Here is a 24,218-nt window from a genome sequence, read left to right as displayed (position 1 = left end):
GAGCACACAACCCCGCACCTGCGACTGACCGGCGGAACCGCCGACAGAGCTGCCGGCATGGCTACCGGCTGGGTCACCGACAGGTCTACCGATGAAGCCCACGTGGCGCCCATCCTGGTCGCACACGGCACCCGGTCGGTCCACGGCGTCGACACCGTCGGCGCACTCGCCCGCCTGGTGAGCGAACGCATCGGGCTGACCCGGGTGGCGTTCGTCGACGTGCTCGGGCCCTCGCCGAGTGAGGCACTGGCACAGACCCCCACATCGGCGGTGCTGATCCCGGCCTTCCTCGCCGCCGGCTACCACGTGCGCCACGACATCCCCGCCCACATCGAGGCCAGCGGCCACCACGACGTGCGCCTGTGCGACAACCTCGGGCCCGACCCGGTGCTCGCGGTCGTCATGCTCGACCGACTGCGTTCGGCCGGGTGGTTGCCCGGTGACGCGGTGGTGATGGCCGCGGCAGGGTCGTCGGATCCGTCGGCACTGGCCGAGGTCGAGGTCGCCGCGCGCTACCTCGGTGATCTGATCGGCGAGACAGTACCGGTCGGCTATATCGCCACCGCCGCACCACGGGTTCCCGAGGTGGTCGCTGCTGTCCGCACTTGCGGGCGACGCGTCTTCATCGCCTCCTATCTGCTGGCGCCGGGGCTGTTCCACTCGCGGCTGAGTGATCACGGCGCCGACGCCGTGGCCGCGCCGCTGGGTGCCGACGAGCGCATCGCCGACCTGCTGGTCGACCGCGTGGCCGCCTGTGTGCAGGGCATCGGCAGCCACTCCGGGCCTGCATGCCGGGTCACCGTCGGCGACTGAGCATGCAGGCCCGCGCCTCGCGGGTCGACCCCGCGGGATGCGTCAGCTCTTGATGTAGCCGTTGGGATTGAGCACGAACTTCTTGGCCGCACCCGCGTCGAAGTCCTCATAGCCGCGGGGCGCGTCCTCGAGCGGGATCGGGGTCGCGTTGACCGCGTCGGCGATGTGCACCTTGTCGTGCAGGATCGCCATCATCAGCTGTCGGTTGTATTTCATGACCGGACACTGTCCGGTGGCGAAGGACAGCGATTTCGCCCAGCCCAGTCCCAGCCGCAGCGACAGCGAGCCCTCCTTGGCCGCGTCGTCCACGCCCCCCGGATCGCCGGTCACATAGAGACCCGGGATGCCCAGCGCGCCACCGGCAGCGGTGATGTCCATCAGCGAGTTCAGCACCGTCGCAGGTGCCTCGTGGCCGGAGTCCGAGCCGTGGCCGCGTGCTTCGAAGCCGACCGCGTCGATACCCGAATCCACTTCGGGGACACCGAGAATCTGCTCGATCTGATCCTTGGGGTCACCCTCGGCGACGTTGATCGTCTCGCAGCCGAAGGAACGCGCCTGCGCGAGCCGCTGCTCGTTGAGATCACCGACGATCACCACAGCGGCACCGAGCAGTTGCGCACTCGCGGCGGCGGCCAGGCCGACCGGTCCCGCACCCGCGACGTACACCGTGGAACCGACGCCCACCCGGCGGTGTAGGCGCCGTGGAATCCGGTGGGGAAGATGTCCGAGAGCATGGTGAGGTCGAGGATCTTCTCCAGCGCCTGATCGCGGTCGGGGAACTTCAGCAGATTCCAGTCGGCGTAGGGCACCATCACGTATTCGGCCTGACCGCCGACCCAGCCGCCCATGTCCACGTATCCGTAGGCGCTGCCCGGTCGGTCGGGGTTGACGTTCAGGCAGATCCCGGTCTTGCCCTCTTTGCAGTTGCGGCACCGACCGCATGAGATGTTGAACGGCACCGACACGACGTCGCCGACCTTGATGAACTCCACGCCCGGGCCGGTCTCGATCACCTCGCCGGTGATCTCGTGACCCAGGACCAGATCGGTCGGCGCGGTGGTCCGGCCACGCACCATGTGCTGATCCGACCCGCAGATGTTGGTGGCGATGGTCCGCAGGATCGCACCGTGGGGCAGCTTGCGGCCGACGTTGGCCGGGTTGACCCCCGGGCCGTCCTTGAGCACGAACTCCGGGAAAGGCGTTTCGATCACCTCGACCTTGCCCGGCGCCTTGTAGGCAACGGCGTGGTTAACCGTGGTACTCGACATAGGAACTCTCCTTTGACTTCCCTGCGCACACCGTCTGGGCGCGCACACCGTCGGGGACGGACTGGGCGACACGAGCTGGCGGTGTGCTCCATAACCAAGACAGATCCGACTGTGACCTGCCTCACCAGTCTCTGCCCGTCACGGTACGCGCGTCCACCGACCAAACGGACAGTTCCGCCATCGACTCGGCACCTCACCGGAGGAATCCAGGCGTGTGAGAACCATGTGATCGCCTGGTAACGCCGACTCCCGAGACATGAAACATTGCGCTCCGACCATGAAGACATGGTCGATCCGCCCAGACCCGCCACCTCCCGGCCAGGGACGCAGGTGTCGGGCGCCACATCGGAGCGCACGGTGAACACGCTGTGCGCCTATTGCGGTGTCGGCTGCGGAATGGTGCTGCATGTGCAGGCACCGGCCGGCTCGGCGCTGCCGGTGATCACGAAGACCACCGGCCGCACCGACCACCCCACCAACTTCGGGCGACTGTGCACCAAGGGATCGACCACCGCCGACATGCTCGCTGCACCGGGCCGCATGGAGAAGGCCGCGGTCCGAACCGATCGGGACTCCGAGCGCGAATCAGCGAGCCTGCACGAGGCGATCGGGTACGCCGCGAGCCGGATGCGCACGATCCTCGACGAACACGGCCCCGATTCGATCGCGCTCTACGTCTCCGGGCAGATGTCGCTGGAATCGCAGTATCTGTCCACCAAACTCGCCAAGGGCTATCTGCGCACGGTGCACATCGAGTCGAACTCACGACTGTGTATGGCCAGCGCGGGTACCGGATACAAACAATCGCTCGGCGCCGACGGACCACCGGGGTCCTATCAGGACTTCGACAACGCCGATCTGTTCTTCGTCATCGGATCGAATATGGCCGACTGCCATCCGATCCTGTTCCTGCGCATGGCCGAACGTCGCAAGGCCGGCGCGAAGCTGATCGTGGTCGATCCGCGCCGCACCACCACCGCCGCCAAAGCCGACCTGTTCTTGCAGGTGAATCCCGGAACAGATCTCGCCCTGCTCAACGGCCTGCTGCATCTGCTGATCGAATCCGGTGCCGTAGATCAGTCGTTCATCGACGACTACACCGAGGGTTTCGAGCAGATGCCCGAATTCGTCGCGCAGTACACACCGCAGGAGGTCGAGCGCATCACCGGTGTGGCCGAGTCGGATCTGCGCACCGCCGCCCGGTGGATCGCCGAGGCCGGCGACTGGATGTCCTGCTGGACAATGGGTCTCAACCAGTCCATCCACGGCACGTGGCACACCAACGCGATCTGCAATCTCCACCTGGCCACCGGCGCGATCTGCCGGATCGGCAGCGGGCCGTTCTCGCTGACAGGTCAGCCCAATGCGATGGGCGGTCGCGAGATGGGCTACATGGGACCCGGTCTGCCGGGCCAGCGCGCCGTGGTCTCCGAATCCGATCGCGATTTCTGCGAGGACCGCTGGGGACTGCCGCGTGGCACCATCCGCAGTGACGTGGGACCCGGCACGATCGAGATGTTCGACAAGATGGCCGCCGGTGAGATCCGCGCGTGCTGGATCATCTGCACCAATCCCGTTGCCAGCGTGGCCAACCGCTCGAGGGTGATCGAGGCACTGCAGAAGTGTGAACTGGTGATCGTCTCCGACGTGTTCGCCGAGAACGAAACCCTCGCCTATGCCGACGTGACCCTGCCGGCCGCACTGTGGACCGAGGCCGACGGGGTGATGGTCAACTCCGAACGCAACCTCACTCTGCACGAGGCGGCGGTGAACCCGCCGGGCGACGCGACACCCGACTGGGCGCTGATCGCCGCCCTGGCCTCCGAGATGGGCTTCGCCGACGCCTTCGACTACCGCTGCGCGGAGGAGATCTTCGACGAGATCACCACCTTCTGGAACCCGCGGACGGGTTGGGACATCCGCGGCGCGGGCTATGACCGCCTGCGCGACACGCCCCTGCAGTGGCCGTGTCCGCCGGAGGCACCCGATACCGGCGGCATGTCGGCAGGGGCCACCGACCGCCATCCGATCCGCTACCTCAACGACGGCGTCTCACAGACGAAGGTGATCCGCCCCGACGGCACCGACCCGCGGCTGGTGTTCCCCACTCCGAGCGGCCGTGCGATCTTCCATGCGCGGCCCTACATGCCCGCCGCCGAACTACCCGACGACGAGCACCCGTTGGTGCTGAACACCGGGCGACTGCCCCACCAGTGGCACACCATGACCAAGACCGGTCGGGTGGCCAAACTCAACAAGCTCAACCCGGCACCGTTCGTCGAAATCCACCCGACCGATGCCGCCGACATGCACATCTGCGACGGCGACTCGGTGCGTATCAGCTCGCGGCGCGGTGCTGCGGTGCTCCCCGCGGTGGTGACCGATCGGGTCCGCCCCGGGAATTGCTTCGCCCCCATGCACTTCAACGACATGTTCGGGACCGATCTCGCGATCAACGCCGTCACCAACGACGCTGTGGACCCCGACTCCCTGCAACCGGAGTTCAAAGTGTGCGCGGTCGCGCTGGAAAAGGTCGAGTCCGCGCACGAGCCCTCCTCGCCCGACCACAGCACCGGAACCGGCACCGATGCACTGGCCGTCGCGCTCGGTGTCGCCACACCCACCGCACCCCCTGCGCTGAGCTCGACCGAGCAGCGCTACCTCGCCGGTTTCCTCACCGGCATGCGCAGCACCGACGCGGCAGCGGGTGTCCCGGTACTACCGTCGGACGCTCCCCTGGATGCCGACACCCGCTTCTGGGTCAATGGCGTTCTGGCCGGGGCATACTCGCGGATCTCGGACAGCCCGGCATCGGTGTCGCCGCCTGAGACACCCACCCCTGAGACGCCAACCATCGACGTGCTCTGGGCGTCGCAGACCGGCACCGTCGAAGATCATGTGCCCGGCGTGGTGGCAGCGCTGGTCGAGCACGGAATGCCCGCGGCATCACACACCCTCGACGATGCCGGGATAGCCGCGTTGACCAGCGGCGGGACGGTCCTGATCGTCACCTCCACCACCGGCGACGCCGACCCGCCCGACAACGCCGCACAGCTGTGGGATGCCCTGAGCGCCGACGACGCACCCCGCCTGGACTCATTGCACTACTCGGTGCTGGCATTCGGCGATCCCAGCTATGACGAGTTCTGCGGATTCGGACGCAAACTCGACGACCGCCTGAGCGAGCTGGGGGCCACCCGCCTCGCCGCGCGTGCCGACTGTGAACCCGACTACGAGACGGTCGCGCAGTCCTGGCTCGACGCCGTACTCGACCAACTCGCCGACCAGGCACCGCAGAGCGCCGATCCGCCAGCCCAGACGCCCGTCACCACCCCGTCCGGCCAGGTTTCGTCCAGCACGGTCTCATCCAGCACGGTCTCGTCGGGACAGGTCTCAACTCCCTCTTACGGCCGCAAGAATCCGCTCATCACCTCACTGGTACGCAATACCCGGCTGAACCGACCCGGTTCGAGCAAAGACGTGCGACAGATCGGATTCGCCCTTCCCACAGGTACTCTCACCTATGAGGCCGGCGACGCGCTGGGCGTGTGGCCGCGCAACAGCCCCGCCTACGTCGAGAACTTCCTGCAGCTCACCGGACTCGACGGCGACACGCCGGTCACCGTCGCCGGCGAGGAGATGCTGCTGTACCGGGCGCTGCACGAACGACTCGACATCGCCAAGATCACCGGCGGAGTACTCGAGTTCGTCCGCGAACGCCATCGCGGCGCAGGCCTGCACGCACTACCCGAACCGCAGGACAAGGATGCGCTCGACGACTGGATGTGGGGTCGCCAGACCGCAGACCTGTTGGCGGACTTCCCCGTACGGGCGTCGGTGGACGACTGGCTCGGTGTCCTCAAACCGCTGACCCCGCGGCAGTACTCGATCTCCTCGAGCCCCAAGGAGAACCCCAGCGAGGTGCAGCTCACCGTGTCAGCGGTCCGCTACAACGTGCACGGCATCGCACGGCACGGTGTGTGCTCGACCTATCTGGCCGACCACGCCGACGGCGACCCGATCGGCGTGTGGGTGGCACCGTCGACGCATTTCCGCCCGCCGGCAGACCCGGACGCGCCGATGATCATGGTCGGCCCCGGCACCGGGATCGCTCCGTTCCGTGGTTTCCTGCACGAGCGCCGCGCCCTGGGCCACACCGGGCGCAACTGGCTGTTCTTCGGCGAACAGCATGCGGCCACCGACTTCTACTATCGCGACGAGATCGAATCCTTCTGCGCTGACGGCCTTCTCAACGAGCTCGACCTCGCTTTCTCGCGTGACCAGGAGCGCAAGGTCTACGTCCAGGACCGGATGATCGAGAAGGGCGCACAGCTGTGGCGGTGGCTCAACGAGGGCGCCTACTTCTATGTGTGCGGCGACAAGTCGCGAATGGCACGCGATGTCGACGAGGCGCTCAAATTCGTGATCGCCACACACGGCAGACTCTCCGGCCAGAGCGCCGAAGCCTATGTGAAAGCGCTGGCGGCCGACAAACGCTACGTTCGCGACGTGTATTAGCTCCACACCTATTTGCTCGACACCTACTAGCTCCACACCAGGTACGGTCGCACAACAGATTCCAGCCCATCCGCACACCAGTCCCGAAGGCGAGGCATTTCATGAGCGATGCGAGCACACCACGATTCCTGCAGGGGATCTTCGAGTTCGAGGGACAGGGATTCGACGACCTCGCCGAGATCGGTGGCGGCCTGACGATCACCGTGCCCGACGGGTCCACCATCCAGGCGGTGTACTTCCGTGGCGGCAACTCCGGTGACGACATGATCACGGTGGTGTTGATGCACAACGGCGAACCCGTGCGGTACTTCCCGATCGGCGCCAAGGCCGGCACCCATGTACCGCTGCGCCTCGTCGAGGACTTCCTCGAAGGCTCAACCCTCGAATTGCGCCTGGCCGCACCGAAAGCGGCAACAGGCAGTGTGGTCATCGACCTCGGACTGGTGGAGTTCTGATGGCTCCGGCGTCCACGAGGCGACGCCTCGTGGTGGTGGGCAACGGGATGGCCGGCGTCCGTGCCGTCGAGGAGATCCTGGCGCGCGGCGGTGGCGACCAGTTCGACATCACCGTCTTCGGTGACGAACCGTATGGCAACTACAACCGGATCCAGCTGTCGAATGTCCTCGCCGGGAGTGAGGATTCGCAGGGCATCTATCTCAACGACCTCGACTGGTATGCCGCCAACGACATCGATCTGCGTGCGGGTGTGCGCGTGGTACGTATCGATCCGTATGCGAAAGTCGTCCTCGCCGACGATGGTTCGATCCTCGGCTATGACAAGCTGATCATCGCCACCGGCAGTCGCGCGTTCTTCCCGCCGGTGGAGGGCATCTGGATCGACGACACCACACTGGCGCACGGCGTATTCGGTTTCCGCACCCTCGACGACACCGCGGCGATGATCGACTACGCCACGGCCCTGTCGACCACCGGCTCGCCGCGACGGGCCGCGGTGGTCGGTGGCGGGCTACTCGGCCTGGAGGCCGCGCGTGGTCTGGTCAACCGCGGCATCGCCGCCACCGTGATCCACTCGGGTCCGGTGCTGATGAACGCCCAGCTCGACGAGACCGGCGGCGCCGTGCTGCGGCGTGCGATCGAGAACGTCGGTATCGACGTGCTCACCGGTAAGCGCACCACCACCGCATCGGTGGACGACAGTTCGGCGATCACCGGGATCGGTTTCGCCGACGGCGACACCCTCGCCTGCGACATGCTGGTGCTGTCCACCGGCATCCGGCCCAATGTGGGGCTCGCGCAGGCGGCGGGGCTGACAGTGGAACGCGCGATCGTCACCGACGACCACATGCGATCGATCGACGACGACGACATCTACGTGGTCGGCGAGTGCGCACAACACCGCGGTCAGGTCTACGGGCTGGTCGCACCGCTGTGGGAGCAGGCCAAGGTGCTCGCCGATCACCTCACCGGCACCGATCCGGCCGCCGAGTACCACGGGTCGCGGACCTCGACGAAACTCAAGGTGGCCGGGGTCGACGTCGCACAGATGGGGCTGAAGAAACCCGAGCGTGAGGACGACGAGTTCGTCCAGTTCCACGAGCCACGTCACGGTGTCTACAAGACGGTGGTGATCCGCGACAACCGTCTGGTCGGGGCGACGCTGATCGGTGACGTGAGCAAGGTGTCCTTCCTGCAGCAGGCATTCGATCAGGGCACCCCGCTGCCCGACGAGCGGGTCTCGCTGATGTTCGACCTCGGTACCCCCGATGCCGAGGTGGGCGCCGCCGAGCTGTCCGACGACGCGCAGATCTGCAATTGCAATGGCGTGTCGAAGAAGACGGTCGTCGACTGCGTCGCCGGGGGCACCACATCGGTCGCCGGCGTGATGGCCGCCACGCGCGCTGCCAAGGGCTGCGGATCGTGCAAGGGTCTGCTCACCCAGGTGGTGGAGTGGGCGGCCGGCGATGCGATCACCGAGGACCCCGCTGCCCACTACTACGTCCCGGCCATCCCCTATGAGAAGCCCGAACTGATGCGTCTCATCCGTGAGCTGCAACTGCATTCGGTGCGTTCGGTGTTCGCCGCACTCGCCCCCGACGGCAAGGAGGACGCCAACTCCAAGATGGGCCTGTCCTCGCTCCTGGAGATGATGTGGGGTGCCGACTTCGTCGACGAGACCTCCGAGCGATTCATCAACGACCGCGTGCACGCGAACATCCAGCGCGACGGGACGTTCTCGGTGGTCCCGCAGATGAAGGGCGGGGTCACCAGCGTCGAACAGCTTCGCACCATCGCCGACGTGGCCGAGAAGTACGAGATCCCGTTGATCAAACTCACCGGCGGGCAGCGCATCGACCTGCTCGGCGTGCGCAAAGAAGACCTCCCGAAGGTGTGGTCGGATCTGGGCATGCCCTCGGGGTATGCATACGGCAAGAGCTTCCGCACCGTGAAAACCTGTGTGGGCAGCGACTTCTGCCGGTTCGGCGTCGGCGACTCGACGGCACTGGGCATCGAGATCGAGTCACGCTTCCAGGGCATCGCCGGGCCGGCGAAGATGAAACTCGCGGTCACCGGATGCCCGCGCAACTGCGCCGAGGCGCTGTGCAAGGACCTCGGCGTGGTCGCGATCGACGGCGGCAGATGGGAGATCTACGTCGGTGGGGCCGCCGGTGCCCACATCCGCAAGGGCGACCTGCTGGCCACGGTGGACTCCCCGCAGGAGGTGATCACCCTGGCGGGTCGTTTCCTGCAGTACTACCGCGAGAACGCGAAATGGCTCGAACGCACCTACGCCTGGGTCCCGCGCTATGGCATCGAGCGGATCCGCGCCGTGGTGGTCGATGACGCCGACGGGATCGCCGCACAGCTGGATGCGAACATGCAATCGTCCATCGACGCCTACCGCGACCCATGGCTCGACCGGGAGCAACCGGTGACCCCGGGCCAGTTCCGCACATCGCTGCCGCTGGTCGCGCTGCCGCAGGTGCCGGTCCGATGACCGAACACGTGCTCGGCGCTGTCGACGAGATCCCCCAGGGTGAGGGCCGCGCATACGCCGTGGACGGCCGACAGGTCGCGGTGTTCCGCCTGCGCGACGGTTCGCTGCGCGCACTCGACGCGGTGTGTCCGCACCTCGGCGGCCCACTCGCCGACGCACTCATCGACGACGCCAAGGTCGTGTGCCCGCTGCACAACCGGACCTATTCGCTGCACGACGGCACCGAACTGTCCGTCGACGGACCCGGTGTGCGCGTCTACCCGGTGCACACCGACGCCGACGGGACGATCCACCTGCAGCTCACCCCGTAATCGCCACCTCACCCCGTAATCGCCACCTCACCCCGTAATCTCGGACATGTGCACGATGACGCCGGAGCCGACCGCGGGCCCCTGATCGGGCTGCTGGGTCCGGTCGTGGTGCTCGACGCCGACGGTTCTGGCGAGCACACCGAGCTGGCGATCAGCTCTCGACGCGTGCGCACACTGCTGGCCACCCTGGCGCTGGCCCACCCGCATCCGCGGAGCGCGGAGCGTCTGGTCGCCGACGTGTGGCCCGATCAGCCGCCGAAGAACCCGACCGGCGCCCTGCACACCGTCATCTCCCGACTTCGCCGCGCGTTGGGAGCGCAGTCGGTCACCGCCACATCCGGCGGTTACCGCCTCACCCTGCCGGGACCGGTCTCCGATCTGGCCCTGGCCGAGGCGGCCTGCGGGACCGGTTCTGCCGAGGCGGCTGCCGGACACACCGGCTCTGCCGATGCCGTCACGCAGGCGTTGGGACTCTGGCGCGGTGAACCCGGGACCGGACTACCCGACGGTGACGTGTCGAGCCGTCTGCGCCGTCGTGCGCAGACCGCACATCGCCGACTCCGGGAAGCGAACTGGAATCTGCACATCGCCGACGACCCGGCATCGGTGGCCGCCGACGTCGAACTCGAACGCAGACGCACACCCCTCGACGAGCATCTCGCCGCGGTGCAGATGCGCGCACTCGTGGCAGCCGGCGAGCCGAATGCGGCGCTGTCCGTGCACGCCACCATCCGCACCCTGCTCGCCGAGACACTGGGCACCGACCCCGGACCCGAACTGGCCGCCGCACACAGTGCCGCACTGACCTATTCGCCGTTGCCGCACACCCCCGCCCCGCCGGCCGACGACTACGTCGAGAACGCGGTGAACACCGAACGGCTGCACGCCGCACTGGCCATCGCGCCGGTGGTGACCGTCCTCGGCCCGGGCGGTATCGGCAAGACCCGGCTGGTCACCGAGTACATCGCCGCGCGCCGTCCCGCCGACGTGTTCATCGACCTGTCCGCGGCGCGCGATCCGGGCGACGTCGCGGCCGCCGTCGCCGCAGCCCTGCACCGCGGCACCCTCCCCGACCAGCCGGGGGTGCGGGCTGCGGACCGATCAGGCCCCGCAGCTGCGATCGCCGCGCTCGCGCCCGCCCGAGCGGTCGTGGTCTTCGACACCTGCGAGCACCTCCTCCCGACGGCGACGTCACTGATCAACGAGATACGTTCCCGGCGTGACGATCTCAGGATCATCGCCACCAGCAGGGTGGCACTCGACATCGCCGACGAACACACCGTGACCATCGAACCCCTGCCCACCGAACGCGGTGCCGAACTACTGGCGCGACGAGCGCGGGCGGTACGCGCGGACGTCCGCCTCGATCCGGCACTCGTCGACGAACTGTGCATCCGACTCGACGGCTCCCCGCTGGCACTGGAACTCGCAGCCGCACAACTGCGCTACCTGACCCTGCCCGACGTGGTCAGCCGCCTCGATCGCCGGTTCGGCCTGCTCGCCGTCCCCGGCACCGGGCGCCACCACACCCTGACCGACGTCGTCGCGGCGAGCTGGGATCTGTTGTCACCAGACGCCGAACGCGCACTGCTCCTGGTGGCCCAGTTCCCCGGCGACGTCCGCATCGACGACGCGCTCAGCTTCACCGGGGTGACGATCGCGGCACTGGCCGAACTCTGCGACCACAGCCTCGCGACCGTCGTCGAACACCCCGACGGCATCACCCGCCACCGCATCACCGAGACGGTCCGCGAGTTCGCCCGCTCGCGGCTGGCGAGCGATCCCGAGCTCGCTGCTGAGCTCACCGACGAGTTCTCCCGTTGGGCCGCAGCGCTACTCGCCGGCATCATCGACGATCTGCTGGCCGGTCGGGTCGCGCAGGCGACCGCCCGGCTCGACGAGAGTGCCGACACCCTGCTCGACAGACTCGACGAGGCTGCTCACCGTGCCACCGGGGGCGTGGACGAGAGCGCCGCAGCAACCCTCACCGCGCGACTCCTGCCCGTGATCGCGTGGCGCATGGTGCGGACCGGTGGTTACGACCACGCCCCGCGGCTGGCCCGCGCAGCCGCGCGCGACAGCGGACGGGTCGTTTCCGGACCGGACGACGCGCGGGGCAGAGCACTGGGATTGGCGCTGTCCACCGCCACGCTCGCAGTGGACAGCGAAGGTCGGGAGGCAGCGAGAGCACGCTCGTCCTTGCGCCGGATCACCGCCACAACTCCACTGCCCGAATCGATTCGACTCGGAATCGACCTACTCCTGGCCGCACCCGGCAGAGCCTCGCGGCTGCTGGCCGATGCAGCCTCCTCACGCGATCCGATGGTCGTCGCGGTGGCGGAGATCATGCGCTCCGATCTCTCCGAGTTCCGTGCCATGCCGGTGATGTCGCGCCGGTCGGCGTTGCGGGCGCTGGTCGCGGCCGAACGCGCCGGACACCCCTGGTTGGTCGCGACGACGCGTCAGCGGCTCGGTCGAGGATGCATGTTGTTCGGTGAACGCGCCGAAGCGGCACTCCATTTCGCCCGCAGCGCAGAGCAATTCGCCCACCTCGGCCTCACCGACGATGCCGCAGCCGTACGTGTCCACCAGGCGCTCGCAGTGACGGAGACCGATCCGGAACTGGCCACCGAGTTGCTCAACGCGTGTTTGCGGGAATTCGGCGACACCGGCCGGCCGTTCGTGGCGACCGCGCATGCGGCACTGGCCCAACTGCGCGTCACGACCGACCCGGCCGGCGCCCGGCGCGCGGCCGACACCGCGATCGAGATCATCGGACCACCCCACGACGGCCACTCGGCCTTCTTACACGGTGTCGCGGTGGCCGTCGCCTACCGCACCGGCGCACGCACCGACGCGAAGGTCCACGCAGAGAGTCTGGCCACGTCGCTGTCGTGGCTGGCGGTCGCCGAGTCCGTCAACCTGCCGGCACTGGGTGCAGCGGCCGCCGCGATCGCGATGGCCAACGAGCTGCCGGCCGATCACCGTCTGGTGCGGGCTGCCCGGGCCGCCCGATACCGTCGCGACTTCGGCATCATCGGTGTGCCCCATGCCGTGGGCGCAGACGAGCATGGCCACCGCACTGATCTGATCACGATGCTGCGGAACGGCCCCCACCTGCACTGATCCATCTCGTGAAAGTGGGATGAAAGCGGGGCCGGGCACCATTGGCGACGTCACCGACACCAGCAGCGCACATGAGAGACCGCACACGAGAGACGAGGTGGGGAGTGCTTCCCGACATCGCGATCCAAGCCGAACGTCTACGCAAGACCTACGGCGACGTCGTCGCCGTGGACGACGTCAGCCTGCAGGTTCCCCGGGGTTCGGTCCTCGGGGTCCTCGGCCCCAACGGAGCCGGAAAGACCACCACGGTGAGAATGCTGGCGACACTGACCCGGCCGACCTCCGGGCACGCCAGCGTTTTCGGCCGCGACATCGTGTCTCAAGCCACCGCGGTCCGCTCTCTCATCTCACTCACCGGCCAGTACGCCTCCGTCGACGAGGACCTCACCGCACGCGAGAACCTCGAGCTGTTCGCGCGGCTGCTGCGCTTCAGCGGCCGCGCAGCCAGACACCGCGCGGCCGAACTCCTCGAACAGTTCGACCTCACCGCAGCGGCCGACCGCCCGGTGTCGGGCTTCTCGGGAGGAATGCGACGGCGAGTCGACCTCGCGTCGTCGATGATCCGCCAGCCCGCCCTGCTGTTCCTCGATGAACCCACCACGGGCCTGGATCCGACCACCCGTGTCGCAGTGTGGGCGGCGGTCCGCGATCTGGTGTCCAAGGGAACCACGGTCTTGCTGACCACGCAGTACCTCGAAGAGGCCGACCAGCTCTCCGACTCGCTGATCGTCATCGACAAGGGACGAGTGGTCGCCTCGGGCCACGCCGACGTTCTCAAGGACCGCTTCGGCTCGAGGTCGCTGGAGATCAGCATCGACGACACGACACGATTGAGCGAGGCCGCCGAGCGGATCGGCGCAGTCCTGGACACGACCGTGAGCGCGACCGCCGAAGGCGGAAAACTCGTTGCGCCGCTGTCTGATCCGGCACTGTCGGCACGGGTGATCGTCGAGCTGGAGCGCGACGGGATCTCGATCGCCGAGGTAGCGGTGCGCCGCCCCAGTCTCGACGACGTGTTCTTCTCCATCACCTCCTCGGATCTCGACGGCTCGTCAGATCCTCTCGACAACACGGCCGCGACAGCCGACAAGGACAAGGAGGTCGCCGCATGACCGCCACCACAGCGACCCCGACCACCGGATACTCCGACCCGGGTTTCGGGACCATCGTCGAGCACATCTCACAACGTCAAGCGATCCGCGACACGCTCACCATGGCGCGCCGCGGGCTGCTTCGGATGAAGCACACACCGCAACAACTGTTCGATGTGGTGGTCGTCCCGATCGTCTTCACGGTCATGTTCGCCAACATCTTCGGCGGGGCCATCGCGGGCAGTGTCGACAACTACCTCCCCCAACTGGTTCCCGGCGTGCTTGTCTCGGTGGCGATCACGAGCTCGGTGGTCACCGGGGTCCAGCTGCGCGAAGACATGGACCGGGGCGTGTTCGACCGCTTCATCTCGCTTCCGATCGCCCGGATCGCGCCGCTCGCCGGGTCACTGCTCGCCGATGTCCTGCGGTATCTGATCGCCGCGGTGATGTCGATCGGCGTCGGCCTGATCATGGGTTATCGCCCGCACAGCATCCTGGGCACCATCGCCGGCGTCCTGCTGACCATCTTCTCCGCGTTCGCGATCAGCTGGATCTTCGCACTCATGGGTGTTCTGATGTCCAAAGCATCAGCGGTGCAGGGCGTTTCGATGCTCATCTTGATGCCGCTCACTTTCACCTCGAACATCTTCGTGCCGCCGACCACCATGCCGTCGTGGGTACGGTCGATCGCCAAGGTCAATCCGATCTCCCACCTCGTGTCGTCACTCCGGTCGCTCGCCAATGAAGGCCAGGTCACCTCACACGTGGCGTGGACACTTCTCGGGGCGATCGTGATCATCGCAGTGTTCGCGCCGATCACGGTGCGCGCATACCTGCGCCGCGCCTGACGCGGCGCGCTCGCGCCGCCGGCGGATCCTCACAGCGGCTGCGCTGCGGGGATCCGTCCGATCGAACTCGTCACCACGTCCGCTGCTGTACTCACTGCCTGCGCAGGGTCGATCATCTTCGCGGCGAAGTCGCGTGCTGCTCCGACGGTCACCGGATCGATCAGCACCGCCACGTCGTGGGAGGCGGTGTCCGGGTTGAGAGCGGAGAACCGACGACCGGTGCCCAACCCGAGGTCTCGAACGCGTTCGGCCCAGAAGGGCTGCTCGGCAGCGATCGCGTAGATCGCTGACGGAATTCCGGCACGCATACACGCCGCGGTGGTCCCCGCACCGCCGTGGTGCACCGCTGCCGCACACTGCGGGAGCAACCAGGCGTGGTCCACCGCACCCACGTGATAGACATCCGGATCGTCTGGATCGGGTCCGGGTTCACCGCCGATGGCGAATACACAGCGAAGTCCGTGTTCGGCCGCCGCAGCACGGAGCGTGTGTCTCGTCGTGGCCGGGTAGGCGACGGGCAGGGAGCCGAACGAGGCGAACAAGGGTGCGTCGCCGGCAGCGAGCCACGCCAGCAGTCGCTCATCACCGGCACCCACCTCGTCGAGCCCGGCGAGTTTGGCACGCGGAAGGTCGAGATAGCCGACGATCGGCCTCAGCGAGCCCCACTCCTGCGCGAGGGTGGGCACGACGGCGGGATCATATGCCTGGATCTGACGAATACCTTTGTCGCGCAGACGCGTCGCCAGTGGCGCGCGCGCCTTCGGCAGACCGAGACGACGACGGAATCTGTTGACTCCCCGTGACATCGCCATCCAGACCACGCGGTCGAAGATCCGCCAGGCCCGCAGCGTCGCACGTGGCGATGTCGAACTCCAGATGCCCGGTAACGGGCTGTAGGTGGTATTAGGCGACATCGGAGCGAATCGCAGGCTCGTCATGGGGATGCCGAGCCGCTCGGCGATCGCCTCACCACGGTCCTGACACAGCGGCGCCACCACGAGGGCACCCACATCGGCCACTGCCGGTGCCTGACCGTCTGTCCCCACGAACAGGGATACGAGGTCGTCGTCGAAGTTGCGCAGACTCTCCAGAGCTGTGTCGACGGTGAACCGCCAGCGCGTCCACGGATTTCGCGACCTGAGCGATTCGAGCGCTTCCTCCGACGTCCACTGGTGCGAACTGTCGGAGCCGACCGAACGTACGTGCGGTACCCCCGCCGATCGGGTGAAATCGACCAGGTTCGGCGGTACGAGCGCTGTCACGCGGTAGCCCCGGGCGATCAGCTCGAGGATCAGACAGACACCGGGCTGGATGTCACCGCGACTCCCGTACAGGAGCACGACGACATGCACCGATCCCGGGTCGGGCCGATCGCCTTGCGTTGAGCTCACCACAGCGTGCACCCCAATCCCCATGCGGACAATTCCTCTTCGATACGCAGTCGGAACTCATCTTCGTCAGTGAAGATCGGCGGAAATGCCACCAGTGTCAACGACATTCGGTCTCCGTACCGTACCAGCCACGCCGACAGACCCGGGCCGGGCAAGGAGATCTCCGAGCCAGCCGGACCTCGGATGAGCAGCCGCCCCACAAACCTCGACGGGTCGACACCGAATACCGTCCGCACCTCGTCGGGAAGCGACCCGAGGTTCGACACGCTCAGGTCGGGTGACGGTAGTCGAGTGAGCATTGCGGCGAGCACCCGGCGAGGCATCAGCCGAACGAGGGCATGCTCGTCGTCGGGAATGTCATCTCCCGATCTCGCATACTCGACGAGCCTGGCTTTACTCGCCGCTCTCAGGTCTGTGAGGTCATACGGCGATTCCCGCGCCGCATGCCGCACGACGACGCCACCTGAGGCATTGGCCCGGTGGTCGTCGTCTCCGCCACGTTTGCTCACCGCGATGTTGACGCGCAGCGGATCTCCGTGCGGCGAGGTGGACCGCTGCCGAACTCCGGCGGCCACCGCGGTGAACAGAGTATTCGGCGTACCACCGTAGGCCGCGGCGCGACTGTCCCAGAGCTCCGGGTCGAGGTCGAGGGTTGCAAGACATACGCGTGCGGGGTCGTACGACAGCGATGTCGGCGGCGTCGGTCGTTCCGGTGGCCCGGATTGCGTAGCCACCGGCGGCCCGTCGCCGGTGTGAGGACCGAGCATCGTGCACACCGCGGTCACCGCGGATCGGAGCTGCCGCCACGCGTCCACCAGATCAGCCGAGACGGCGGCCAAGCCGCTCGACGTATGGCGTTGGGGCAGTTGAGCACCGGCTCCGGACGCCGCGGCCGACACCGCGCGTGAGAGTCCCTCGCCGTCGACGACGATATGGGAAACCAGCAGACATACGAACCGCCCGCCGGCCGAGGTGGGCGCGGTGTAGAGCCGCCACGCCTGACCACTCGACGGATACAGCCGAGCTCCCCGCAGCAGTCTGTCTGCCAGTGCACCGACGTCGGCGTCATCGACGGATTCGATCTCGACGATCATCGGCACCGCCGATGATCGAACCCAGCGCGGACGGGCAACCGGCACCACCGGACGGGTGATCGCGCGGTGGAGCAGTCCGCGTGCGAGGCGGTGGTTGAGACGCTGGACCGCCGCGACACCCGGGTCGCGCGGCAACACCCAGACGTACTGGTTGGCCGTTCGGAATCCCAGCTTCTCCTCACCGATGAGCCACGACTCATCGGATGCCACCAGGCGTGTCGCGGTGACGCGGCACACCGCCTCGCGGTCATGCCGCGTCGTGGCCGACTCGGCTGTCGCCGATGCGATGGCAGCCGACGCGGTAGATTCTGCTGTTCCCTCCGACAGAGTCATGATGCGGACTCCTTACGGAAGGATTCTCTCTTCGCGACTGCGCAACAGATTACGGACGCCGAATGTGGAGCTGTGCGGATCGTAGGCGCGAATGAGGATCAGGCGCAGGCCGTGGACGACGAACAGCGGCGGCAGGTATCCGACCAGCATCAGTGTGGCGAGACCGAAGCGGCGGTGCATCAGCAGAGTGCGCGGCAGAAAGCTCATGTACTGCACGAAGCTCGCCATCCCGGTCTCCATCCGCCGCGGCGACACACCCACCGTGATCGAACCGAGAAATGCGTTCTTGCAACCGATGTCACGAACACACAATCCCATGTCGACATCCTCGAAGATGTCACGTCGCATACTCACCCGTGTCCGTATGATCGCCCACACGTCGCGACGCACGACCATGTTCGAGCCGTACAGAACCGGACTCGAGCGCGGCTCGTCGGAGACCGCACCGTCTCGGTGCAACCGCACCGGCAACCTCGCCGCCACGGTGGCGAAGCGTTCCTGCTGCCGCTGCTTCCACCCTTCGAACGGGAGCCCATATGCGGCGCCGTGGCCACACAACGCCGACCACTGTCCGCTGGAATCGCTGGAGAAGAAGTCCACGATGGTCTTGGCCCACCCTGGTGGAACCCTGGTGTCCGCATCGATCCGCGCGATCAGATCACCTGTCGCCGAATCCATTCCGGCGTTGCGCGCATACACCAACCCCTGCTGGGATTCGGGCAGCACCCGCACGATGGGATGCTCGGCGATGAACGATTCGACGATCTCCACGGTGCGATCAGTGGAGTTGTTGTCGACGACGACGACCTCGGCAATGTGGTCGGACTGTTCGAGGAGGAGGCGCAGGCAATCTCCGATGGTGTCTTCCTCGTTGTACGCCGGTACCACCACCGACAGCGTCATCGACGTGTCGAGCTGGACATCTTCGGCAGCACCCACTGACCACACCCTTTCGCGCGGAGATCGTGTGAGAATATGGGCCACATGCGATCGGTTCGCGTCATTGCGCCGAATCCGTGCCGCTGATCAACACTCGGATGGTCAACGCCGAGGCCACGATCGCCTCATCTCCGAGCGACTCGCACTCGTTGAACTGGACCCTGACCGGAGTATATGTGGCGATTCCGGACCAGTGCAATGGTCTGCGCCGCGAACCCCATATGACTGTCCCGCGATCGTGACGGTCGCTCTGGCAACGGAACACAACAACGCTGGCACATTGTGGCGTGCGTCTCGCCGGAGGTGGCTGGACCAGCCGACACCACCTGCGAGTTCACCCGCCCGGACCAGCACAGACACGTACCATTCATCAGCGTGTCGCGCGTCGTTTCTCGATGCGCCCGATCACAGCACTGGAAGTCCGTCGTTAACACGGCTACCTTGTGAAATCGGTGGCGCTCGACGGCGAGCGGCGAGCATCGATCGGTGCGTCTACCGCCGCCAGAGTGGGGCGCAGATGCACAGGCTGGTGCGGCATCATTCCTGCGAGTCATGCAGAGTTGCTATGAGTCTTGCAGAGCTGCATCGTCGAGCCGGCTCACCGGTGGTCCACACTCGACGGCAATGGGGTTGAGCGGCACCATCAATCACAGATAGACCGAGATCACAAGCTGGCACTGAATCGTCCGACGACGCCGAGCCAGTGGCTCAGATCCTGTCCACTAATATCGTTCTCCGACAAGTGATTCGACCGAGATTCGGGTCCTTCCGAGTCTCAGAGCATTATGACGCACGACTGTGCAGCGACGCCATGTTCGCATCTCTCGACAACCCACATCCCGTACTCTTGACGCCTCGAGGAAGCAATGGAATACACGGAGCTCGCCGACTACCCGATTCCCTCGGGACGGATAACCGAGTGGATCCCGTCGATCGACGCAGAAAGCTACGCGGTCGATCCACGTCCGCTCTCGCCCAATCATCGTGCGCATCTTGATTTCTTCTCTCGCACCGACGTCCACGAACGTCTCGGGGCCTGGATCGGTACGGCCTTCACTCTTCGGGGTGCCTTCGATCACACCCTCTTCGCGCAGACGCTGGAATACTGGATCGCTCGGCATGATGCGTTCCGGACCACTGTCACCGAGGGCCGAGATCACGGCTTCGCGCGTCTCACAGCGCCCGCGGACGCGGTGACGATCGAGGTGCTGGCCTCGGCCGACACCAACGGCGCCGGAACCTACCGCTACATCGAGGATGTGTTCGCCCGACGGATCAGTGCGCTCACGCAGCCTCATATGATGGCCGTCACAGTGGAATCCGACGACGACGGCGTCATCGTCGTGGTCGGCGCCGACCATTCGGTGATGGACGCCTACACCCAGCTGCTGCTCATCGCCGAACTCCGGGAGATCTACAGCGCACTCTCGGCCGGACGCATTCCCGCGCTTCCACCGTGCGGCTCCTATGTGGAGCACTGCGCGGCAGAGCACTACGCCGCTGCCGCGCTGGTCAACGAGCATCCCGCAATAGCGGAGTGGGAATCGTTCTGGCGCACTCAATCCGGGGCTCTGGAGATGCCGGCCTTCCCCATGCCGGTCCGACCGGCACAGGCAACCGATACGGGTCCCGGCCATCAGGCCAGCCTGTCACTGTGGCTGTTGTCGGCCGAATCGACCGAAGCGTTCGCCGCCGCCTGCAAACGCCATGGCGTATCGGCGTCGACAGGAGCGTTCTCTGCGCTGGCCATCGCCATCCACCGCCTCACCGCCGGCGCCGACCTTCGGTTCGTCATGCCGCTGCATACGCGCACCACACCCGAGTCTCAGGCAGCCGCCGGCTGGTACGTCGGTCTGGCTCCGGTGGAGGTCAACCTCGACGGCGTCGGCACATTCGTCGAGTCGCTGTCCCGCGTCGACAAGAGTGTTCGACGAAATGCCGGCCTCGCTCAGCATCCGTATCCAACGATCGCCGCTGCCGCGGGGATGGCGGACGCACCGAAGTTCGCCATCTCATTCGTCGACACCCGCTACCTGCCCGGAGCCAAGGAGTGGGGTGAGCGCGACCGCGCGTTGAGGTGCCGCGTCGACAATTCCGACGAAGTATATTTGTGGGTGAACCGCACCCTCGAGGGACTCAACATCTCGTTGCGGTTCCCCAACAACGAGATCGCCGCTGACTCGCTGCACCGACTCATCGCCGAGTTCTCCGATATCCTGCGTGTGGTCTCACGCGACGGTGATGTCGCCGTGTCCCTGCCGCCGGCACACCTCTCGAATGATCAGACACCATCGGGCAGCCCCCAACTCGAGAACGGAGTAGTGGAGAACCTGTGAGAATAATCGCAGCCGCCGACTGGACCCCGAAGCCGGGGCACATCGTCGACTGGGTTCCTACCCCGCGCACGCTCCACTCTGCCGCGACTGCCCCTGCCCATCCGGTGGGCCCGTCGTTTCTGCAGGGCGACCACATCGCGTCGGTGCTCGCACAGCGTGGGGAGGGACGTGTCCATCGCGGTTACACCTGCAGCGTCGTGACCGTCGACAGCGATCTCGACATCGACTCCATGACACGGGCACTGACCGAATTCCTCGATGCACACGAGGGACTTCGCAGTTCGTTTCGCGTTGTCGACCAGAACGTGATCCGCTATGTCGTCCCCGCTGAGGATGTCGAGCTCATGGAGGTCGATGTCGAGTCCGTCGATCCGATCGCGCACCTCGACCAGCGGCTACCGACGGACGCGGTCTTCGACGCTTTCCCGGGGTGCGTATTCGGGGCCGTGGTCCGACCCAACTCCTTCGATCTGTACTTCGGAGTCGACCACGCCTTCGGCGACGGCTCATCGCAGGTCCTCGGCACGCTGGAGATCCTCGCTCGTTACGGTCAGGAGATCACCCACCCGACGGTTGCGAGAACTCACGGCAGCTACGTCGACTACGCCCGCGACGAGCACAACCGGGCGGCAACCGTGACCGCCGATTCGACAACAGTTCGACTCTGGGAGTCGGCTCTGTCAGCCGCCGGCGGCGCGATCCCGCGATTCCCACTGCCTTTGGGCCTCGACAACGACGAGCCGCAACCGGTGGGTACGGCTTCCGTTCAGCTCGCCGATGCCGCCACCGCGGAACAGCTGTCAGATCTGGCGAAGTCGCACGGTGCGGGTTTGTCGGCGGCGTTGTTCGCGGCCATCGCCATCACCGAGCGGATGCTGTCCGGTCGCGATAGATATACCGTCGCCACGGTGCTGAGTACTCGCGGACGAGGCGAACACCTGCTGTCGCAGGGGTGGTACTGCAATTTCGCACCCGTCGCATTCGACATCGCGGGCGACAGTATCGACGAGGTGATCCCCGCAGCCGCCGACGCGCTCGCGGCGGCGAAAGCAGCCGCGGCAGACCCCGTCCATGCGGCCATGGGGATCCTCATCGGGTCGGGAGTAATCGACCCGTCGGTGGTGACCAGTCCACAAATGGTGACATACATGGATTTTCGGTGGTTCCCCGCACCATCCGGAGCGCACGACTTGGCTGTCTTCACCGGCCAGGGCCGCACCCGGAATGCGTCGCTGTGGCTCAGCCGAGACGAGAACGGGCTCTATGTGGGTTCCCAAATCCCGGACAACCCCATCGCCGCCGAATCGGTGTCACGCTATTTCTACACTCTGCGACAGGTCATTTCGTCGGCCGTGGCGGCCGATTCAGGGACCACGGTGGCATACAGCGCCGATGACCGTGTGGCCATCACGACGCAGGCGCACTGAATGCTGGTGACCGCGGCCGATCGGGTCGATCTCGGCGGCGATCTCACCGAGTTCGCCCTCACGTGGGCGGGTGAGCCGATCACCACCGGGCTCCCGGTCGCCTTCAATCAGGCCAATCATCTTCGCGCACAACAACAGGGTCCGTCGGCGTGGCTGGCCGGCACCGTTCGGCTCCCCGATTCGACACCCGATCAGACTCGGTTGGTGGAGCTGATCACGCGGATCCTCGGTGAGCACGATGCGTTGCGTGCGCGATTCCGTTTCGCGGACACGGCCGGTACTCCCTGTCAGGATGTCTTCGACAGTGCGCAATTGCAGGTGACCCCTCACCACGAGGGCCGGGTCGCCCACGAGTACACGGAGTCGCTCATCGCGGATCGTTGTCACGCGGGTGATGCGCCGGGACTGTTTTTCGCGCTGCTCGACAACACCCTCGTGTGTGCCCTCGACCATGCACATGCCGACGCCGCGACCATCGACATGCTGTTGCGTCGAGCGGTGCAGCTGTACCGCGATCCGCAGTCGCCGGCGATCGCCACCCGCAGCTTCGCCGATCGGTGTGTCGCCGAGGACGGCGGGACATCGGTGCTGGCCTGTGACGAAGCCGGGACGGCGACGGCGTCGCCGGACGATCTGATGCAGGTGTGGCGAGACTTCTTCGCCCGTACCGGCGGTGAGCTACCGACGTTTCCTCTCGACCTCGGCGCCGACCGCGCACCGCAGCGCACCGTCGTGTTGCACGTGATCGATGACGCCGACATCGAGACGATTCTGGGTGAACGCCCCTTTGCCACATTGCTCGCCACGCTGGCCACGACGGTCGCCGAGAACGGCGGTCCACACCAGCTGGCCACGCTCATCCCGATCCACACGCGCGGACCGCGTGACTCCGGTTGGCATGAGACCGCGGGGTGGATGGTCTCCAATGCACCGGTGATCGTGGAGGCCGGCGATCCGACGAGCGCGCAGATGTGGTTACGCCACGCGGCACAGCTGTCCGTTCTGCCGCTGGAATCGGTTCTGGCAGAGTGCCGTCCGCGTTTCGGTTCGGCGGATATCTTCATGGTCTCCTATCTGGACTATCGCAAGATGGGGCCGCCGCTGCCGGATGCCCATCACATCTCGGCGGTCACGTCCACAGACACCGCACAATTGTGGTTCTCCCGCACCGCCTCCGGTATCGATCTGCGGGTCCGCTACCCATCCCTTCCCGAGGCCGACGCCGTGATGACCCGAGTGCTCGACGACTTCGGCCGGCACCTCGGTAGCGGCCACATCGTTGGACAAGCGTCCGCTGGAGACTCCAAACAAACTGCTGCGCAGATCATCTCACCACAGGGCCAGTCGCCGTCTGCTCGCGCTGCTGGCTGAACTAGCGACACTCTGACCTACCGGCATCAGAAGGGTGGGCCTTGCGTGTTGCGCCAGGCTTGATCTGCCCGTTCTCCTTCGAGGGCTTGTCGGTTGCGTTCGCGTTCCTGGCGTCGGCGGGCGTGTGTGTCTGCCAGGCGTGGTCGGCGTCTGGTGGGTGACTCTGCATTCGATTGTGGTGGTGGACGTTTCGGTCGCTCAGGTTCGGGTTCGGGGTCGGTGAAGGTGATGTCCCGCAGGGTCGGGAACAGGTCGTCACCGGATTCGGCGTAGCCGTGGATGGTTGCACCGTTCTGGGTGTAGAAGACCTGTCGGGCTTTGCCGGTGGCGTCGATGTACTGGTCATCGAGGAACACGCCGTCGGTTTTCATCTGGTGATGCATCCGGCACTTCGTG

General features: G+C 66.4%; 14 protein-coding genes and 2 pseudogenes. 11 read left to right on the top strand and 5 right to left on the bottom strand.

The genetic code is table 11. The annotated features are described in order from the left end of the window. Nucleotides 1-57 precede the first annotated feature (57 nt). Nucleotides 58-813: a sirohydrochlorin chelatase gene (locus tag IEW22_RS14910; protein ID WP_188587437.1), complete on the top strand. Its 756-nt coding sequence runs from the start codon at nt 58-60 to the stop codon at nt 811-813. A 42-nt stretch (nt 814-855) separates the two neighbouring features. Here the strand turns inward: IEW22_RS14910 and fdhA are convergent. Next, nucleotides 856-2,081: pseudogene (fdhA, locus tag IEW22_RS20595) on the bottom strand (formaldehyde dehydrogenase, glutathione-independent). A 285-nt stretch (nt 2,082-2,366) separates the two neighbouring features. On the opposite strand from fdhA, the gene IEW22_RS14900 reads away from it, so the two are divergent. The 7 genes from IEW22_RS14900 to IEW22_RS14870 all read left to right on the top strand — a co-directional run bounded on the left by IEW22_RS14900 (nt 2,367) and on the right by IEW22_RS14870 (nt 14,931). Beyond that, nucleotides 2,367-6,599: a bifunctional nitrate reductase/sulfite reductase flavoprotein subunit alpha gene (locus IEW22_RS14900; protein WP_188587412.1), complete on the top strand. Its 4,233-nt coding sequence runs from the start codon at nt 2,367-2,369 to the stop codon at nt 6,597-6,599. A 101-nt stretch (nt 6,600-6,700) separates the two neighbouring features. Next, complete coding sequence (locus IEW22_RS14895; RefSeq protein WP_188587411.1) at nt 6,701-7,054, top strand: molybdopterin oxidoreductase; 354 nt, start codon at nt 6,701-6,703, stop codon at nt 7,052-7,054. After that, nucleotides 7,054-9,555, top strand: a complete 2,502-nt coding sequence (gene nirB, locus IEW22_RS14890; RefSeq protein WP_188587410.1) for a nitrite reductase large subunit NirB — start codon at nt 7,054-7,056, stop codon at nt 9,553-9,555. Before IEW22_RS14895 ends, nirB begins: the two co-directional genes overlap by 1 nt. After that, entirely contained in the window at nt 9,552-9,866 is a 315-nt protein-coding gene (locus IEW22_RS14885; RefSeq protein ID WP_188587409.1) for a Rieske (2Fe-2S) protein, read from the top strand. Before nirB ends, IEW22_RS14885 begins: the two co-directional genes overlap by 4 nt. Nucleotides 9,867-9,914: 48 nt before the next feature. Continuing rightward, entirely contained in the window at nt 9,915-12,992 is a 3,078-nt protein-coding gene (locus IEW22_RS14880) for an AfsR/SARP family transcriptional regulator (protein ID WP_188587408.1), read from the top strand. Between the two features lie 71 nt (nt 12,993-13,063). Further along, nucleotides 13,064-14,104: an ATP-binding cassette domain-containing protein gene (locus IEW22_RS14875; RefSeq protein ID WP_188587407.1), complete on the top strand. Its 1,041-nt coding sequence runs from the start codon at nt 13,064-13,066 to the stop codon at nt 14,102-14,104. Further along, nucleotides 14,101-14,931, top strand: coding sequence for an ABC transporter permease (locus IEW22_RS14870; RefSeq protein WP_188587406.1), 831 nt, complete (start codon nt 14,101-14,103; stop codon nt 14,929-14,931). Before IEW22_RS14875 ends, IEW22_RS14870 begins: the two co-directional genes overlap by 4 nt. A gap of 29 nt (nt 14,932-14,960) precedes the next feature. Here IEW22_RS14870 and IEW22_RS14865 read toward each other — a convergent pair whose 3' ends face one another. Genes IEW22_RS14865 through IEW22_RS14855 form a run of 3 tightly spaced genes read right to left on the bottom strand, consistent with a single transcriptional unit; the run spans nt 14,961 to nt 18,652 of the window. After that, nucleotides 14,961-16,322 (bottom strand): glycosyltransferase, encoded by a 1,362-nt coding sequence (locus IEW22_RS14865; protein WP_229742738.1) that lies wholly within the window; start codon nt 16,320-16,322, stop codon nt 14,961-14,963. Then, nucleotides 16,319-17,749 carry a hypothetical protein gene (locus IEW22_RS14860; RefSeq protein ID WP_188587404.1) on the bottom strand — a complete coding sequence of 477 codons (1,431 nt, stop codon included), beginning with the start codon at nt 17,747-17,749 and terminating at the stop codon, nt 16,319-16,321. Before IEW22_RS14860 ends, IEW22_RS14865 begins: the two co-directional genes overlap by 4 nt. Nucleotides 17,750-17,761: 12 nt before the next feature. Continuing rightward, nucleotides 17,762-18,652 (bottom strand): glycosyltransferase family 2 protein, encoded by an 891-nt coding sequence (locus IEW22_RS14855; protein ID WP_188587436.1) that lies wholly within the window; start codon nt 18,650-18,652, stop codon nt 17,762-17,764. Nucleotides 18,653-19,554: 902 nt separating this feature from the next. Between IEW22_RS14855 and IEW22_RS14850 the strand changes: the two genes are divergently transcribed. Genes IEW22_RS14850 through IEW22_RS14840 form a run of 3 tightly spaced genes read left to right on the top strand, consistent with a single transcriptional unit; the run spans nt 19,555 to nt 23,822 of the window. Further along, nucleotides 19,555-21,024, top strand: coding sequence for a condensation domain-containing protein (locus IEW22_RS14850; RefSeq protein WP_188587403.1), 1,470 nt, complete (start codon nt 19,555-19,557; stop codon nt 21,022-21,024). Further along, nucleotides 21,021-22,451, top strand: a complete 1,431-nt coding sequence (locus tag IEW22_RS14845) for a condensation domain-containing protein (RefSeq protein ID WP_188587402.1) — start codon at nt 21,021-21,023, stop codon at nt 22,449-22,451. Before IEW22_RS14850 ends, IEW22_RS14845 begins: the two co-directional genes overlap by 4 nt. After that, nucleotides 22,452-23,822: a hypothetical protein gene (locus IEW22_RS14840; RefSeq protein ID WP_229742737.1), complete on the top strand. Its 1,371-nt coding sequence runs from the start codon at nt 22,452-22,454 to the stop codon at nt 23,820-23,822. It abuts the gene before it with no gap. A 26-nt stretch (nt 23,823-23,848) separates the two neighbouring features. On the opposite strand, the pseudogene IEW22_RS14835 reads toward IEW22_RS14840, so the two are convergent. Next, nucleotides 23,849-24,218, bottom strand: a pseudogene (locus IEW22_RS14835) (hypothetical protein); the annotation flags it as partial.

It is taken from the genome of Gordonia jinhuaensis, from assembly GCF_014639795.1.
Lineage (GTDB): Bacteria > Actinomycetota > Actinomycetes > Mycobacteriales > Mycobacteriaceae > Gordonia_B > Gordonia_B jinhuaensis.
This window is presented reverse-complemented; position numbering and strand designations above follow the sequence as displayed.